The following is a 15,893-nucleotide window of genomic DNA, read 5'->3' on the forward strand; positions in this document are numbered from 1 at the left end:
CACTCGTGATGGCTATCCGTCTTTCGTACATAGGTAACAGGTGATGCATGAGCGTTAGGCGTTTTGTCGGAGCCAACAGCCGCGATGTCATGCGCCAGGTGCGAGAAGTACTTGGCGATGATGCCCTGATCGTGGCCAACCGGCGCACCGAAGGCGGGGTCGAGATTCTCGCCATGGCGGACGATGCGGTCGATCAGTTCGATCCTGCTCCCAGTCCGGCCACCCAGGAAAAGCCCGCTGTGCCGGTGTTTTCATTGCCCAAGCAGCCAGATCCGCTGGAAGCCATGAGCGAGCGTCTGCTGCGTGAAATGCAAGAGATGCGCGAGCTGCTGTCGCGACGACAGCCCGACCCCGCGCCAGGGGTGGCCAGCGCGTCAGAGCACTTGCAGCAGGTGATGCTGCGCGTTGGCTTCAGCCATGAGCTGAGCCAGGAAGTGGTCGAGGCCTTGCCCGATGAGCTGGCATCGTTACCGGCTTCCAGCGACCGCTTGATGACCTGGCTACGCGAACAGCTCATGGCGCGGTTGAGTGTACTGCGTCAGGAAGAGGCGTTTTTCGACCAGACCGGCATCGTGGCTCTGGTAGGCCCTACCGGGGTCGGCAAGACGACCACCACGGCCAAGCTGGCGGCGCGTTTTGTGATGCGCCATGGCACACGCCCGGTGGCGTTGGTGACTACCGACAGCTTCCGAATTGGTGCCCACGAGCAGCTGCGGATCTATGCGCGGCTGCTGGATACCCCCATGTATGCGCTGGATGTCGAGCAACCCATTGACGAGCTGGTGGGACGGCTTCAGGGCAAGCAGTGGGTGATCATCGATACCGTCGGCATGAGCCAGCGCGATCAGCGGGTGATCGAGCAGATTGCACACCTTCAGGGGGGGCAATCCACCGTGCGTCTGGTGCTGATGTTGAATGCCGCCAGCCAGCCCGAAACGCTGGAGGAGGTCGTGTTGCGCTATCGCCAGGCAGCCAGGGCGGCTGGGGCGACGCTGGACGACTGCATCATCACCAAGCAGGATGAAGCGGGGCGCTTGGCCCCGGCGTTGGATATCGTCATGCGCCATGGCATGCGTGTGCTGTTTGGCTCCCATGGCCAGCAGGTGCCGGAAGACATGTCCGTGGCCGACCCTCAGGCGCTGATCGCTCAGGCGTTGGCCGCACAGCCCCGCGCCGTGCACCAGGCCGAACCCTTGGCGCCGCTCAGCTTGCCACGCTGGTCGCGGGATGTGCTGGGGCAAGGGCGCAGGCTCTCATCGGTGCTGGCTCGACTGCGCAAACGGGTGGATGACTTTTACCTGCTGGAAGCCGCCTGGGATATCGGCGCACTGCCTGGAGTCATTCAGGATCAGCGGCTGGATGAGCTGTTGTCCGGGGCAGATGCCAATAGCCGCGCCATGGGGCTGGCCTGGTCGCCACGCCGCCAAGGGCGTGGCTGTGACTGGACGATGCCGGATGTTCGGCTGGATGCGCAGGGCCGTTGGTTGGCCCTGACGCGGCTTCAGCACCGTCAGCCTGCCGGCTGGCAGCCGCGTCTGGAAGAGTGTGGAGAAGATATGGCAGTACACCTGCTGCCCGCTCTGCCAGAACCCGACGTGCTCACCTGGCTGCACGACCAACGTTTGACCTGGGTCAGCGCGGTGCATGCCAGCCAGCGAGTAGACTGTCAGGGCGAGCGCTACGCCCTGAAGAATCTGTTTCAAGAGAGTACGCTGACCCACAGCGTCACGGTGCGTTTTCGCGGCCAGCGCATGCAGCTGTGGAATGCCTATGTCGAAGTGCATGCCGCCTCGGGCCACGCTCTGCTGGCCTGGGTGGGCGACATCCGTGACCCTGAAAGTGACAAGCGCGTCGCGCGTCGCTATTGGTTGACACCCGCCCGGTTGGGTAGCGATGTACTGTCACTGCTGGTCACTCAGCTCGAAAGCGATGGGCTGGCCGCACTGACCAAGCGAGCGTGGCAACAGCTCAAGGAAAGCGACGGTGGCGAAGTGAGTCGTGAGCTGCGCCTGTTGATGGCCAGCGGTGCAGCGGCCGTGGCAGGCCACCTCGACCTGGCCGATGATGAACCAGGCCAGGCGCTGAGAACGGATCTGGTGCGGCTGTTGGGTAGCCAGCGCAAGCGCCGGGATACGGCCCTGCTGGACGCGCTGCTGCATGTGTTGATGGCCCGAGATGCCATTCGGCAACTGGGCAGTGTCAGCCTCGAGGATGTGCTATGAATGGCCAGGATCAGGCTGCCGGGCTGAGAAAATGGGCAGATTTGCAGCGCCAGCAGCGAGGCGAGCAACCCGACGAGCCTGCGGCCGACGCGCCGAGTGTCGATACTTCCACTTCAGACAAGGAAGTGGCGCAAACGAACGTTGGCACGGACGCTTCGGAAACCGCTCCCAAGGAGGTCGCAAGTGCGGCAGCGAGCGTAGCGGCCCCCCGCCCGACACGCACACTGGTCATTGTGGGGTTGAGCTCAGCGGGTGCCCTGCACGTCGACAAGGTCAAAGGTCGCTTGGCGCAGTGGGCATCGTTGGGGCGCCAGTGGGCGGGCGATCCTCAGGAGTGGGACGTCAAGGTGGCAAGCCCCGAGGCAGGGTCGATGGCTGCCTTGGCGCATCACCCTCACTGGGCGCTATGGGTGAGCAGTGACGCCGAGGCCTTCGCGAGCATGTACCGTGCCCTACGCCAGATGCGTGAGCAAGGGGGGCCGCGCCGCCTGCTGGCCCTGCACGAGCCGCACCTCCCGCGTCAGGGCTTGCTGAACAACCTGCGTGATGCTGCTGCGCACTATTTGCAAATAGAGCTGTTGCTACTGGCTCGTTGATGACCCCATGACAAGGGACCGGCAATGCCTCTACAGACGATGTTGCTACGAACATTGATCAACACCGCAAAGTGGTCAACAGTGACATGGAGCGTGTTTCTCTCCAGCGCCGCGTGGGTGCTGGTGTTATCGCTGGTTGTGGGTGAATCGGCGCGGGCGGCGACAGGTAGCTGGAGCAGTCAAATGCCCGCGGTGATGGTGGCCATGAGCGATCGGGCGAGCAGCAGCCAGGCCATCAGACCTCCGGCGGGCATACCGCTGGGCGACGCGACGTTGGCGAGGGTGCAATGGCGTTTCGAGGCGCCGGCCCATGCGCCTGTCAACGCCTGGCTGTGCCATCCTGCACAATGCGTGCCCCTGAGTGGCATGCGTGGCAGCACCATGGCACTGGCAGGTCTGGAAGCCAACGCGCCGCTTCATTTGCGCTTTGCGCTGTCACCGGGGCAACGGCCCGTGCGCGTACAGGGGCTGCAGGTCATCGTGAATTATCAGTAAAGATCGTTTAGCCGTGAGGCAATAGGATGTATACAGCACAAGGCAGGATCAAGCAGAGTGAGCTGTTGACTCAATACATGCCACTGGTGAGACGTCAGGCCTTGACACTGCAGGTCAGGTTGCCCGCCAGTATCGAGCTGGATGATTTGATTCAAGCGGGCATGGTGGGCTTGCTGGAGGCGCTAGGACGCTTTGATGCCGCACAGGGCGCGACGTTTGCCACGTTCGCCAGCCAACGCATTCGGGGCGCCATGATGGATGAACTGCGCACTCGGGACTGGCTGCCGCGCAGCGTGCGCCGCTCTGCCCGCGCAGTCGATGAAACCGTACGCCGTTTGGAGCAGACGCTGGGCAGGCCCCCTGAAGAGGTGGAAATTGCCCGTGAGCTGGAGATGCCGCTGAGCGACTATCAACAGCTGCTCAACGACACCAATAGCGGGCAGCTACTGCCCTTCGAGGAACTGGTGGCCGATGGCGGTGAGCCAGCCGGGGACGAAGGCAGCGCCAATCGCCCTTTCGAACAACTGCTTGACGAGCAGCAGCGGCACACTCTGATCGAAGCGATCGAGGCGTTGCCCGAGCGTGAAAAACTGCTGATGGCCCTGTATTACCAGGAAGAGATGAACCTCAAAGAGGTGGGGGCGGTACTGGGCGTCACCGAATCGCGGGTATCGCAACTGCATAGCCAGGCCGTCAGCCGCCTTCGTGCCCGCTTGAGCGACCACGATTGACCTTCTTATCCTCTCACGTTAACCGGCAAGGAGCCGTTGATGAACCCCTCTACGTTGATCGGCATATTTGCCAGCATGCTGTTGTTGATAAGCGTGCTGTTCTTTACCGCAGAGTCGCCAGAAAGCTTTATCAACTTGCCTGGTCTGGCCATCGTCATTACCGGTACCCTGGCGGCGACGTTCATCAGCTACCCCTTGAAGGAGGTACTGCGAGTAGTGCGCCTGGTAGGCCTGGTATTCCGCCGCGAGAACACCTATGTGCGCGATGATATCGGTGAGCTGGTGGCCATGTCGCGGTTATGGTTCAAGGGCGATGTTCGAGCGGTAGAGCGGGAGCTGGAGCATACGCGCAACCCGTTTCTGCGCACCGGTATTCAACTGGTGATTGCCAACACCAAGGAAGATGAAATTTTCGACATGCTGCGCTGGCGGATCGCACGGCTGAAGGCGCGTGAGCATGCCGAAGCGCAGATTTTCCGCACCATGGCCACCTATGCGCCGGCCTTTGGCATGATTGGTACGCTGGTGGGGCTGGTCAACATGCTGGAAGTCATGGATGCAGGCGATCTGCAGGTGATCGGTCCACGTATGGCCGTGGCGCTGCTCACCACGTTTTACGGTATTCTGCTGGCCAATCTGGTCTTCAAGCCCATTGCCGTCAAACTGGAGCGGCGGACCGAAGAGCGCCTGATCACCATGAACATGGTGCTGGAAGGCATTTCTCTCATTACCAAGCGTCGCTTGCCGTCGTTCATCGAAGAGACGTTGAACTCGTTCGTGGCCAACTACCACGACGAAATCCGTGATGCGAGCGTCAAGCCGCGCCCAGGCGTCGATTCGGCGCTGAAAGGGTAGCGCCATGCTCAATCACGAGGCACGGTTTGCGCTGGAACTGCCAGCGGCAGCGGGCGAGAGCGACGAAGGGTGGCTGACCAGTTACCTGGACGTCTTGACGCTGCTGATTACCCTGTTCGTGCTCTTGCTGGCGCTGACGCCTCCTGGCGGTGGGGAAGGGAGGGAGAGCGATGCCATGGGGCCGGCCAGTGTCATCATGGCCATGCCGTTGGCGTCGCTGGCCACCGGCATTCACCCACGTCACGACGGTGTGCAGCCGCAGATGGCCGGGCTGGATATTCCGGGGGTCAGTGTCTCGCAGGGCCGTGAAGGCATCACCCTGCGCATCGACGACAGTCTTTTGTTTCCCAGCGGCAATGATGTGCTAACGCCTCAGGGGCAAGTTGTGTTAGAAGGGCTCACATCGGTACTCCAAACGTTCGAAGGCCAAATCTCGGTGGAAGGGCATACGGATAATCTGCCCATTGCCACCCCGCGTTTCCCCTCCAACTGGGAGCTTTCAACGGGTCGTGCCATTGCCGTGGTGCGCCAGTTGGAGCGTCAGGGTATCGCCATTTCTCGTATGCGGGCGGTTGGCTATGCCGACACCCAACCCATGGAAAGTAACGCTACCTCGGAAGGGCGAGCTGCCAACCGACGCGTTGAACTGCTGCTCAAACAGCAGGTCGAGGGGTAAAGCACTATCTCGAGGCTATCTTCGTGTCGACGCATCATTCTCGACTGCAGTCCTTTGGCGCTGTCTTGGTACTGGATACCGACGTGCGGCAGGTTCAGGCCGTCAGCCGCAACCTGGCGGCATTACTGGGGTTACCCACCAACGAGCAGCCGCCCCCTACGCTGACGTCTCTGCTGGGCAAGCGGCTCAGCCAGCGGCTGCGCCATGAACTGCAAGGGCAGCCCCGCCTATCCGGCCCGCTCACTTTTCGCCGAGCCACCGTCGATACGCGCTTTCAACTCCAGGCCTATCGAACAGACCGACACGTCGTCGTCGAAATAGAGCCATTGCCCCCGATGGGCAAGCAGCGCTTGCTGGGAACCCTCAATGAGCGCCTGGTGCGCCTGGCCGAAGCCACGCACCAGGAGGAGCTGCTGGACTACCTGGTCGGTGCCGTTCAGGAGTTGACCGGGCATGAGCGCGTCTCGGTGTGCCATTTCGACGGCGATTGGCATGGGCTCATCGTGGCCGAAAAGTGTACGGGGCGCTTGGCAGGGCTGCGCGGGCAACGGTTTCCGGCCAGCGATTTCCCACTGGCCTTGCGGCATGCCTACGAACGTCATCCGGTGCGCTTGATTCAAGACGTCACCGCCGACACCGAGCCCCTGGTGCCCGCAGACGTCACGGCCAACCTGCGCAACTGCTTCTTGCGTGCGCCGGCTGCCGAGCGGCGCGTCTATCTGCAGCGGCTGGGGGCACACAGTGCTTTCAGTGTGGCCATGCAAAGTGATGCTGGCCTGTGGGGGCTGCTGTTCTGTCATTCAGCCCATGCCCACCCCGTGGCTCCGCCCTTGCGCGATGCGGTGCGGACACTGGTGCAAATGGCGACGCAGCGGTTGTTGTTGCTGCGTGCTCGCCAGGAGGCACGTTACCTGCAGCGCGTGCAGGATAGCCTGGTGCTGTCGGTCTCTGCCCAGCAAGAACCCAAAAGCCCCCAGCAGATTCTTCACGAGCAGGCTGCGTCCTGGTGCGCGCTGTTCCGTGCTCAGGGGGTTGCCCTGTGGCTCAATGGCAGCGTGTGTTCTGCCGGTGTGGTGCCGCTCTCCACGGTGGTGTGCCAACTGGTGAAGCGTATCGACAGGGGGCATCGCCATGGGGGGCCGTGGTGTACCCGTGAGGTAGCGGTGGAGCCGCTGACGGCGTCACTCGACATGTCAGAGCAGTGTGGGATTCTGGCCGTGCCGCTCTCCATCAGCCCAGCACAGCGAGGCTGGCTGTTGTTCTTTCGGCCCGAGCAGGTGGAAACCCTCTATTGGGCCATGGGCCCTGTCTCGGCTGCCGCGGCCTCATCCACGCAGCCGACGCCCCCCTCGGCTGCGTGGAGTGAAGACGTGGTCGGCAAAAGCGAAGCATGGCAGCGTGTCGAACGCCTGGCGGCCATCGACCTGGGGGAAGATTTGACGCTGGCTATTTCTGCCTATGAGATCAGTACGCTCAACATGCACCTTGAGCAAGAGCGCAAGGCACTGGCCACCGCCAACCAGCGGCTCGAGCAGTTGGCCCACTTTGACCCATTGACCCAGGTCTGGAATCGCTATCGTATCGAGCAGGCCATCGATGCCGAGTTAGTCGCGGCCAAGCGCTACGGTGCCGCATTCGCGTTGCTGCTGTTTGACGTGGATCACTTCAAGCAGATCAACGACGCCTATGGGCATGGCGTGGGGGATGACGTGCTGGTCTCGCTGGCTCGTCTGGTGGAAACGTCGCTGCGGGGATGCGACCATCTTGGCCGCTGGGGCGGCGAAGAGTTCGTGGTGCTGGCGACACATTCCGATGAGGAAGCGGCCATGGGCTTGGCTGAGCGGCTGCGCAGCCTGGTGGCCACGCTGCATGTCAACGGGTTGGACCAGCCCATCACCGTCAGTATCGGCGTGGCGATATGGCAGCCGGGCGACAGCTGCAAGACGCTGATGTCGCGGGCCGATGTGGCCATGTACCGAGCCAAGCGCGGTGGTCGCAATCGTGTGGAAATCGCCGAGCAGCGAACCGGTTAATCTTCTGTCGTGCTCTCCTCGCACAGCTGCTGCATGCGCGCGATGGCGCTGTCTGCACCGGCAAGGCTGAAGGTCATGTACCACGGCTCCTGCTCGTTTTGGTCGAAGCCCAGGAACAGCTGCTCACCGGTGCGCATCTGGGCCATCAGTGTGTCGAGATCGCTCAGGTAAAAGTGTGCGTAGAAGCCATCGTCGCCGCGCTCGGTGATGAACTCGGCCATGGTATCCACGATGGGCTGGTCATCGATACGCAGCCGTGTGGGCACCAGATTGACGGCGCGGCTCTCGCCTTGCTGCTGTTCCAGCGTCACGCGCATTTCCAGCCAGGGGAGGTCGCATACCCCCTGGCTGGTATTGAGGCTCAGGGTGGCATCGGAGTAGCTGTGGGTCTCCACTGCGCGAAAATGGCGCTCTTCGCCCAGTGCCAGCGTCATGGACGACCAGTGCTGGTGAGGTTCGGCGTGCTCCACGTTGAACGTGGCTGCCAGGACGAACGGGGCGTTGCCCAGCAGGCTCCCCCCCAGTACCGCCAGCAGTGTACGGGTGTTGATGGGCATAAACGGTATCATCGTCGTCGGTCTAAAAGGCAAGGTCGCTCAGGCTTCTAGCAGCGGCCTGACGTTGTCGGTCAGGTAGCAGTCGTCGAACTCTCCTTCGGTGGCCAGCGCTTCGAGATCCGGAATGGTGACATGGTGTCGGTCACGAAATACCAGGCCGTCTTCGCTGAGTGCGGTGAAGGTACGGCTGACATGCACCGGGCTCAAGCCCAGGATATCGGCCAACTGCTCTTGTGACAGGGGGAGGCGGAACTGCCCGCTGATATCGTCGTTGGTCTGGCGCAGGCGCAGATACATTTCATGTAGGAAATGGGCCATTTTCTTGCGCGCGCTGCGCCGTGCCAGGTTGACCAGCCGTTCGGTCAGCAGCGCTTGCTGTCGGCTGGCAATGGCAAACATCACCGACGTGAGCGACAGTGACTCGCGAAAGACCTCCAGCATACGCTTGTGGGGAAAGTGACAGATCACGCCGTCACTGATCATGCGGACGTTTTCAAGGCGCTGGGAAAAAGCAAACTCCCGCAGACCGATGATGTCGCCGGGCAGAAAAACTTCCAGGATCTGGCGGTCGCCGTTTTCGAGGTGGCGGTAGGAGTAGGCCCAGCCGCTGCGCAGCGTGCAAAACTCATTGGCCGGTGCCCCCATCTCCCAGAGTACCGTGCCCGCCTTGATGGACGTGGGGCTCTCTTCCAACGAGGCCAGCAGCTCTTTCTCGTCATCGGTGAGCGAGCAGTAGTGGCTAAAGTGGCGGATAATACAGCTTTTGTCCTGTTCCACAGCGTGTGTCTCCTCGCAGAAAACAACCATTGTTAAGCAGTCTCGCTGCTTACTATAAGCAGTCAGGGCCGTCTTTTCCTGAACTTTTTGGCCGCTGCTCCAACGCTTGAGCAGCGGCCCATGAGACGCCTAGCGAGTGGCGCGGTTGCCACGCTCGAGTAACGGCGCCAGGAAGCGGCCCGTATGCGATACCGTCTGTTTGGCCAACTGCTCCGGCGTGCCTTCGGCGATGATCTGCCCGCCCCCGGAACCGCCTTCCGGCCCCAGGTCGATCAACCAGTCGGCCGTCTTGATGACATCCAGGTTATGCTCGATCACCACGATGGTATTGCCGTGGTCGCGCAGTCGGTGCAGCACCGTCAGCAGCTGGCGGATATCCTCGAAGTGCAGGCCGGTGGTGGGTTCATCCAGAATGTAGAGGGTTTTGCCGGTGTCACGCTTGGCCAGCTCGCGCGCCAGCTTGACCCGCTGAGCCTCGCCCCCGGAAAGCGTCGTGGCGCTTTGCCCCAAGCGGATGTAGGAAAGCCCCACATCCATGAGCGTTTGCAGGCGTCGGGCGATGGCGGGCACGGGGCTGAAGAAGGCCAGCGCATCTTCCACCGTCATCTCCAATACCTCGTGGATGGTCTTGCCTTTGTAGTGGATATCCAGGGTTTCGCGATTGTAGCGCTTGCCCTTGCACACGTCACAAGGGACGTAGATATCCGGCAGAAAGTGCATCTCCACCTTGATCATGCCTTCGCCCTGGCAGGCTTCGCAGCGGCCGCCCTTGACGTTGAAGCTGAAGCGCCCGGGTTTGTAGCCTCGGGAGCGAGCCTCCTGGGTACCGGCGAATAGCTCACGAATAGGCGTGAAAATGCCGGTATAGGTGGCCGGGTTGGAGCGCGGGGTGCGGCCGATCGGGCTCTGGTCGATGTCGATGACCTTGTCGAGCTGGTCCAGGCCTTCCACCTTCTCGTAGGGAGCCGGTGTCAGGGTGGTGGCCCGGTTGAGTTCCCGGGCGGCAATCGGCATCAGCGTGCCGTTGATCAGCGTCGACTTGCCGGAGCCGGAGACGCCCGTCACGGCAATGAACAGCCCCAATGGCAGGCTGAGGGTGACATTTTGCAGGTTGTTGCCCGTGGCACCGCGCACCACCAGTTGCTTCTCGGGATTGCCCGGGATCCGGTAAGGCGGGACGGCAATTTCGCGGCTGCCGGAGAGATACTGGCCGGTCAGCGAATTCGGGTTGTCCATCACCTGCTGCGGCGTGCCCTGGGCGACGATCTCGCCCCCATGGACACCTGCACCGGGGCCGATGTCCAGCACGTGGTCTGCAGCGCGTATGGCATCTTCGTCGTGCTCGACGACGATCACGGTGTTGCCCAGGTCGCGCAGGCGCTCCAGCGTCTTGAGCAGACGGTCGTTGTCCCGCTGGTGCAGCCCGATGGAGGGTTCGTCCAGGATGTACATGACGCCCACCAGGCCAGCGCCGATCTGGCTAGCCAAGCGGATACGCTGGGCCTCGCCCCCGGAGAGCGTGTCGGCGCTGCGTTCGAGGTTCAGGTAATCAAGCCCCACGTTGACCAGGAACTCCAGGCGAGCGTGGATCTCGTTGACGATCTTGTCGGCAATTTCTCCCTTGCGCCCGGGAAGCGCCAGCGCGCCGAAGTAGCGCCACGCCTCGCCAATCGGCAGGTGGACGATATCCGCGATGTTGCGGTCATCGACATACACATGGCGGGACTCCTTGCGGAGCCGTGAACCATGACAGGCGGTACAGGGCTGAACCGCAATGTACTTGGCCAGGTCGTCGCGCACCATGCTGGACTCGGTCTCCCGATAGCGGCGCTGCATGTTGGGCAGCACCCCTTCGAAGGCATGTTCACGGGTGACTTTACGGCCACGGTCGCCGACGTAGACGAAGGGGACCAGCTCGCCACCACTGCCGTTGAGGATGATATCGCGCTCGTGACGTGCCAGTTCCTGCCAAGGCGTTTCCAGCTCGAAACGGTAATGCTTGGCCAGCGCCTGCAGCTGAGTAAAGTAATATATGTTGCGTCGGTCCCAGCCCTTGATCACGCCTTCCGCCAGGGAAAGCTCGGGGTGGCTGATCAGTTTCTCCGGGTCGAAGTACTGCTGGATGCCCAGGCCGTCGCAGGTAGGACACGCCCCTGCCGGGTTGTTGAACGAAAACATGCGCGGCTCGAGCTCGGAGAGCGAATAGCCGCAAACGGGGCAGGCAAAGCGGGACGAGAAGACCAGGTCGTCCTGCTCGCCGTCCATGAAATGCACCATGGCGGTGCCGTCGGCCAGGTTCAGGGCCGTTTCGAAGGATTCCGCCAGGCGCTGGGCGATATCGTCACGTACCTTGAAACGGTCCACGACCACGCTGATATCGTGCTTCTTGCGCTTGTCCAGCGGCGCGATGTCGTCCAGTTCCAGCACCTGGCCATCAATCTGGACGCGCACGAACCCTTGAGCACGCAGTTCGGACAGCAGCTGCAAATGCTCACCTTTGCGGCCCTTGACGACCGGCGCCAGCAGCATCAAGCGGGTGCCTTCCGCCAGGTTCATGACCTGATCGACCATCTGGGAGATCGTCTGGGCTTCCAGGTCCTCGCCATGCTCTGGGCAGCGAGGGGTGCCGGCACGGGCAAACAGCAGGCGCAGGTAGTCGTAGATTTCGGTAATCGTGCCAACCGTCGACCGGGGGTTGTGAGAGGTGGATTTTTGCTCGATGGAGATGGCCGGAGAGAGCCCTTCGATGTGATCCACATCGGGCTTTTCCATCATCGAGAGGAACTGACGCGCATAGGTGGAGAGCGACTCCACATAGCGCCGCTGGCCCTCGGCGTAGAGCGTATCGAACGCCAGGGACGACTTGCCGGAGCCTGACAGGCCGGTAATCACGATCAGCTTGTCGCGGGGCAGCTCCACATCGATCTGCTTGAGGTTGTGGGTGCGGGCACCCCTGACCAGAATGCTGTCCATCAACACCTCGAATCGCGTGGCAAAAGCGTAATTATACGATTGCTGTACCCCTTCCGGCAAAATTGTCTCGCGCGGATGCGCCAAGGTGGGCATTTCATGGTTGGCGTTTCCAGCGTGCCGACAAAGCGCTAGAATGGGCGGTTATCTCAGGCCGTTCGGCCCACTTATCGTACACAAGGGTTCTATGCGCAAGGTTTCTGCACTGTTGCTGGCCACTGAGCGCCGAGCCATCAGCGGCTTGGCCGGTCTCTATGCATCACGCATGCTGGGACTCTTCATGGTACTGCCGGTGCTGGCCCTTTATGCCGACACCTTGGAAGGGGCGACGCCGCTTCTGGTTGGCCTGGCGCTCGGTGTGTATGGCCTGACTCAGGCGGTTCTGCAGATTCCGTTCGGGTTGCTGTCGGATCGGATCGGCCGGAAACGCGTGATCGCCATTGGCCTGCTGATCTTTGCCGCAGGCAGTATCGTGGCCGCCATGGCGGACACCATTGGTGGCGTGATCGTCGGTCGAGCGCTGCAGGGGAGTGGTGCCATTGCGGCGGCGATCATGGCGCTGCTGGCCGACCAGACCCGTGAGCAGGTGCGTACCGCTGCCATGGCCACCATCGGCCTCTCCATCGGTGTCTCCTTTGCCATTGCCATGGTGCTGGGGCCGTGGTTGGCATCATGGGGAGGGCTGTCGAGCCTGTTCTGGTTCACGGCGCTGCTCACCCTGGTGGGCCTGCTGGTGCTGTGGCGCTGGGTACCGCCAGCTCCCCGGCGTCTGCGACATCGCGATGTCGGGCTGGATCGCCAGCAATTCAAACGCGTCATTACCCGCCCAGACCTGTGGCGCCTGGACGTATCGATCTTTGCCCTGCACCTGGTCCTCATGGCCATTTTTGTGGCCGTGCCGTTCAGGTTGCTGAACGCTGGAGTGGCGGTGGAGTACCATGGGCTGGCCTATCTGGCCATCATGGGACTGTCGTTTGTCGCCATGGTGCCGCTGGTGATCGTGGCCGAGAAGCGCCAACGCATGAAGCTGATGTGCCTGCTGGCCATTGGTGCCATCGTGCTCAGCTTGGCGTCGCTTGGTCTACCGCTCTCCCAGGGGCAGGGGCTGTTTGTATGGCTGCTGGTGTTTTTTACCGGCTTCAATTTGCTGGAGGCCACCCTGCCGTCCATGCTGAGTAAACTGGCGCCAGCCGGGGCAAAAGGCACCGCCATGGGCGTCTACTCCACCAGCCAGTTTCTGGGTGCGTTTCTAGGCGGTACTCTGGGCGGTTGGCTGGCGCACACCTGGGGGCTGGACGCGGTGTTCATCGGCTGCGCGGCGCTGGCGCTTGGCTGGTGGCTGGCCATGTGCGGCATGCCGTCACCGCCGCCGCTCTCCAGTGAGGTGGTGGCGCTGCATGATACCCAGCCCGATGCCATGGACCTGCTCATGGAGCACCTTGCCGATGTGGCCGGTGTCGAAGACGTCATGGTCGTGCCGGAAGAGCGCCTGGTGTATTTGAAAGTGAATCGCAAAGAGCTTGATCAGGCGGCACTCGCCCGATTGATTCCGCCACCGCGGTCCTGATCAATGAGAGACCATCACCGTATACGACAAGGAGCGACCTTATGGCGCGCGGTATTAACAAAGTCATTTTAATTGGTAATTTGGGCCAGGATCCGGAAGTGCGTTTCACTCCGTCCGGTACCGCAGTGGCCAACCTGAATCTGGCCACCTCCGACACCTGGATGGATCGCCAGAGCGGTCAGCGTCAGGAACGTACCGAATGGCATCGCGTGGTGCTGTTCAACAAAACGGCGGAAATTGCGCAGCAGTACCTGAAAAAAGGCTCCAAAGTCTATATCGAAGGTCGCCTGCAGACGCGCAAATGGCAGGATCAGAACGGTCAGGAACGCTACAGCACCGAAATCGTCGCCAACGACATGCAGATGCTGGATGGCCGCAGTGGTGACTACCAGGGGGGCGGTGCTCCGCAAGGTGGCTATGCCCAGCAAGCGCCGGCCCAGTCTGCGCCACCGCAGCAGCATTATCAGCAGCCACCGCAGCAGGCTCCTCAACAGGGTGGCTACGCTCCGCAACAGAATGCCGCGCCTCAGCGTGGCGGCGCGGCGCCTCAGCAGCAGCCTCCCGCGCATCAGCAAAACAGCAGCTACGGCGCTCCGGATCCGGGTAACTTCGACGACTTTGACGACGAAATTCCGTTCTGATCGTCATGCCCCGCGGGGTGCTGCCGCGATGCTATCGGGTTGAGAAAGAGGGTCTGTCTTGAAGCTGCTAATACTGAACGCAGGGCACTGCTTGAGCCTGGCGCTGGCCCGTGAGGCGAGTCGGCGCACGGACACCGAGCTGGTGATTGAACAGGGCTTGAGTGTTTCTCCGGATCAGCTCGCGGCCATCGCGCCCGATGCGGTGATCATTCCACCGCTGTCGCACCCGTTAAGCATGACGCCAGCGGATGTCTATGCCCATGCGGATGCGGTGGACCAGTGTGTCGATGCCTGCCAGGTGGCAGGCATCGCGCTGGTCTGGTGTGTGTCCGACCAGCTCTACGAAGAGGGATTCGAGATCCCGATCGACGAGCATGTCGTGCCCGCCCCGCGCGATGAGTGCTTGCGTCGCCTGGTGCAGACCGGTGACCGTATCCGCGCGGAGTATCACCGCCACCTGATCGTGCGGCTAGGGCCGCTGTTCGCCCTGGAAGGCAGCCATGCCTGGCTCAATGAAGTGATCGACAGCTTTGTGGCAGGCCAGCCCGTGCGTGCGGCAGAGGACGTGATTTTTTGTCCTACCTCGGCCGATGCCGTGGCCATGGCGCTGGTGGGGATGCTCCAGCAGCAAGCCTGCGGGGCCGATGCCTGGGGGGCGTATCATCTGGCGGGCACCGAGCCGGTCAGCGCTTTCACGTTTGCTTCCATGGTGCGTACCCAGTTGGCCACCCATCTCGAAGGGCGTGGCGAGGAGGTCGCATTGGGTGAGGTGCAAGCGTTGAACCACCATCACGATGCCAAGCTGCGGCGGGTACTGAACTGCCGCCGTGTCCTGGACGTCTTTGGGGTGCACCAGAAGCCCTGGCGATTGGAAGTCGGGCGAATGCTGGATGCCTGGTGCCTGACGCGCACCCAGCCGGAGGACGCAGGACCAGGAACAGGAGAGTCCGCTTGATGAATGTGGTACGCAGCCTGGTGTTCTATCTGGGCTATTTTTCAGCCATGCTGCTGATTGGTGTGCTGTTCTTGCCCGTGGCGCCGTTTCTTCCCCTGGCGGCGCGCTATCGTCTGTTGAACCTCTACAACTACTTCCTGATGGTCTGGTTTCGGCTGGCCTGTGGCGTACGGTACGATATTCAAGGGCGTGACCATATTCCCGCGGGGCCCTGCGTCATTCAGGCCAACCATCAGTGTGAGTGGGAAACGCTGTTCCTGCAGGTCATGAAGCCGCCGGTCTGCACCGTGCTCAAACGAGAGCTGCTGCGCATTCCCGTATTTGGCTGGGGGCTGCGTTTGCTGCGCCCCATCAGCCTGGATCGCTCCAAGCCGGCACGGGCCATGAAGCAAGTGCTGACGCAGGGGGTGGAGCGTTTGAACAGTGGGCTCTCAGTGCTGATCTTTCCAGAAGGGACCCGTGTCGACCCAGGCGTTCGCAAGCGCTACAACAAAAGCGGTAGCGTGGTGGCCTGTCGTGCCGGTGTGCCGGTGCTGCCGGTAGCTCACAATGCCGGTGAGCGTTGGCCGGGGCGGCAGTGGGTCAAGCGTCCGGGTGTCCTGCGTGTACGCATTGGTCCGCCCATCGAGACCGCAGGGCGTACCCCGGATGAAGTATTGGCCGATGTGGAAGCCTGGATCGAAGGCCAGCTGAGTGAGATCTCCGAGGTGCCCAGGCCCTGAACGCCGGTGCCCTGAAGCCAGTGCCCTGGCAACCGGGGCACACACGCTGCACCAACACAAACGGCGCCCTTGGGCGCCGTTTGTGTTGGTCGTCGA

At 62.1% G+C, this 15,893-nt stretch carries 14 protein-coding genes; 11 read left to right on the forward strand and 3 right to left on the reverse strand.

All coding sequences use genetic code 11. The features are described 5' to 3' along the window. Positions 1 to 47: 47 nt before the first annotated feature. The 7 genes from flhF (at position 48) to IE091_RS04800 (ending at position 7,608) form a co-directional block, all read left to right on the forward strand. Entirely contained in the window at positions 48 to 2,222 is a 2,175-nt protein-coding gene (gene flhF, locus IE091_RS04770; RefSeq protein WP_189462953.1) for a flagellar biosynthesis GTPase FlhF, read from the forward strand. Further along, positions 2,219 to 2,818: a hypothetical protein gene (locus IE091_RS04775; protein WP_189462954.1), complete on the forward strand. Its 600-nt coding sequence runs from the start codon at positions 2,219 to 2,221 to the stop codon at positions 2,816 to 2,818. Before flhF ends, IE091_RS04775 begins: the two co-directional genes overlap by 4 nt. Before the next feature lie 81 nt (positions 2,819 to 2,899). Beyond that, positions 2,900 to 3,313 (forward strand): flagellar protein FlhE, encoded by a 414-nt coding sequence (locus tag IE091_RS04780; RefSeq protein WP_227407420.1) that lies wholly within the window; start codon positions 2,900 to 2,902, stop codon positions 3,311 to 3,313. Positions 3,314 to 3,339: 26 nt separating this feature from the next. Next, positions 3,340 to 4,044: an RNA polymerase sigma factor FliA gene (locus IE091_RS04785; protein ID WP_039180785.1), complete on the forward strand. Its 705-nt coding sequence runs from the start codon at positions 3,340 to 3,342 to the stop codon at positions 4,042 to 4,044. 39 nt (positions 4,045 to 4,083) lie between these two features. Further along, entirely contained in the window at positions 4,084 to 4,899 is an 816-nt protein-coding gene (locus IE091_RS04790; RefSeq protein ID WP_039180782.1) for a motility protein A, read from the forward strand. A 4-nt stretch (positions 4,900 to 4,903) separates the two neighbouring features. Next, positions 4,904 to 5,575: an OmpA/MotB family protein gene (locus IE091_RS04795; protein ID WP_189462955.1), complete on the forward strand. Its 672-nt coding sequence runs from the start codon at positions 4,904 to 4,906 to the stop codon at positions 5,573 to 5,575. A gap of 23 nt (positions 5,576 to 5,598) precedes the next feature. Further along, positions 5,599 to 7,608 carry a sensor domain-containing diguanylate cyclase gene (locus IE091_RS04800; protein WP_039180776.1) on the forward strand — a complete coding sequence of 670 codons (2,010 nt, stop codon included), beginning with the start codon at positions 5,599 to 5,601 and terminating at the stop codon, positions 7,606 to 7,608. Here the strand turns inward: IE091_RS04800 and IE091_RS04805 are convergent. From IE091_RS04805 to uvrA, 3 genes are all read right to left on the reverse strand, one after another. Then, positions 7,605 to 8,165 (reverse strand): invasion associated locus B family protein, encoded by a 561-nt coding sequence (locus IE091_RS04805; RefSeq protein ID WP_189462956.1) that lies wholly within the window; start codon positions 8,163 to 8,165, stop codon positions 7,605 to 7,607. The genes IE091_RS04800 and IE091_RS04805 overlap by 4 nt on opposite strands. Before the next feature lie 39 nt (positions 8,166 to 8,204). After that, entirely contained in the window at positions 8,205 to 8,942 is a 738-nt protein-coding gene (locus IE091_RS04810) for a Crp/Fnr family transcriptional regulator (protein ID WP_039180770.1), read from the reverse strand. Between the two features lie 129 nt (positions 8,943 to 9,071). Next, positions 9,072 to 11,915, reverse strand: a complete 2,844-nt coding sequence (gene uvrA, locus IE091_RS04815; protein WP_096923357.1) for an excinuclease ABC subunit UvrA — start codon at positions 11,913 to 11,915, stop codon at positions 9,072 to 9,074. A 184-nt stretch (positions 11,916 to 12,099) separates the two neighbouring features. Here uvrA and IE091_RS04820 point away from each other — a divergent pair, with 184 nt between their 5' ends. The 4 genes from IE091_RS04820 to IE091_RS04835 are packed head-to-tail and all read left to right on the forward strand — an operon-like array spanning position 12,100 to position 15,797. Continuing rightward, positions 12,100 to 13,479: an MFS transporter gene (locus IE091_RS04820; RefSeq protein WP_189462957.1), complete on the forward strand. Its 1,380-nt coding sequence runs from the start codon at positions 12,100 to 12,102 to the stop codon at positions 13,477 to 13,479. Positions 13,480 to 13,520: 41 nt separating this feature from the next. Further along, positions 13,521 to 14,120, forward strand: coding sequence for a single-stranded DNA-binding protein (ssb, locus tag IE091_RS04825; RefSeq protein ID WP_039180763.1), 600 nt, complete (start codon positions 13,521 to 13,523; stop codon positions 14,118 to 14,120). A 58-nt stretch (positions 14,121 to 14,178) separates the two neighbouring features. After that, the gene (locus IE091_RS04830) at positions 14,179 to 15,075 is read left to right on the forward strand and encodes a sugar nucleotide-binding protein (RefSeq protein WP_039180760.1); all 897 of its coding nucleotides are present in this window, start codon (positions 14,179 to 14,181) and stop codon (positions 15,073 to 15,075) included. Then, complete coding sequence (locus tag IE091_RS04835) at positions 15,072 to 15,797, forward strand: lysophospholipid acyltransferase family protein (protein WP_039180758.1); 726 nt, start codon at positions 15,072 to 15,074, stop codon at positions 15,795 to 15,797. Before IE091_RS04830 ends, IE091_RS04835 begins: the two co-directional genes overlap by 4 nt. Positions 15,798 to 15,893: the final 96 nt, after the last annotated feature.

Source organism: Vreelandella hamiltonii (assembly GCF_014651775.1).
In the GTDB taxonomy this organism is placed as follows: Bacteria; Pseudomonadota; Gammaproteobacteria; order Pseudomonadales; family Halomonadaceae; genus Vreelandella; species Vreelandella hamiltonii.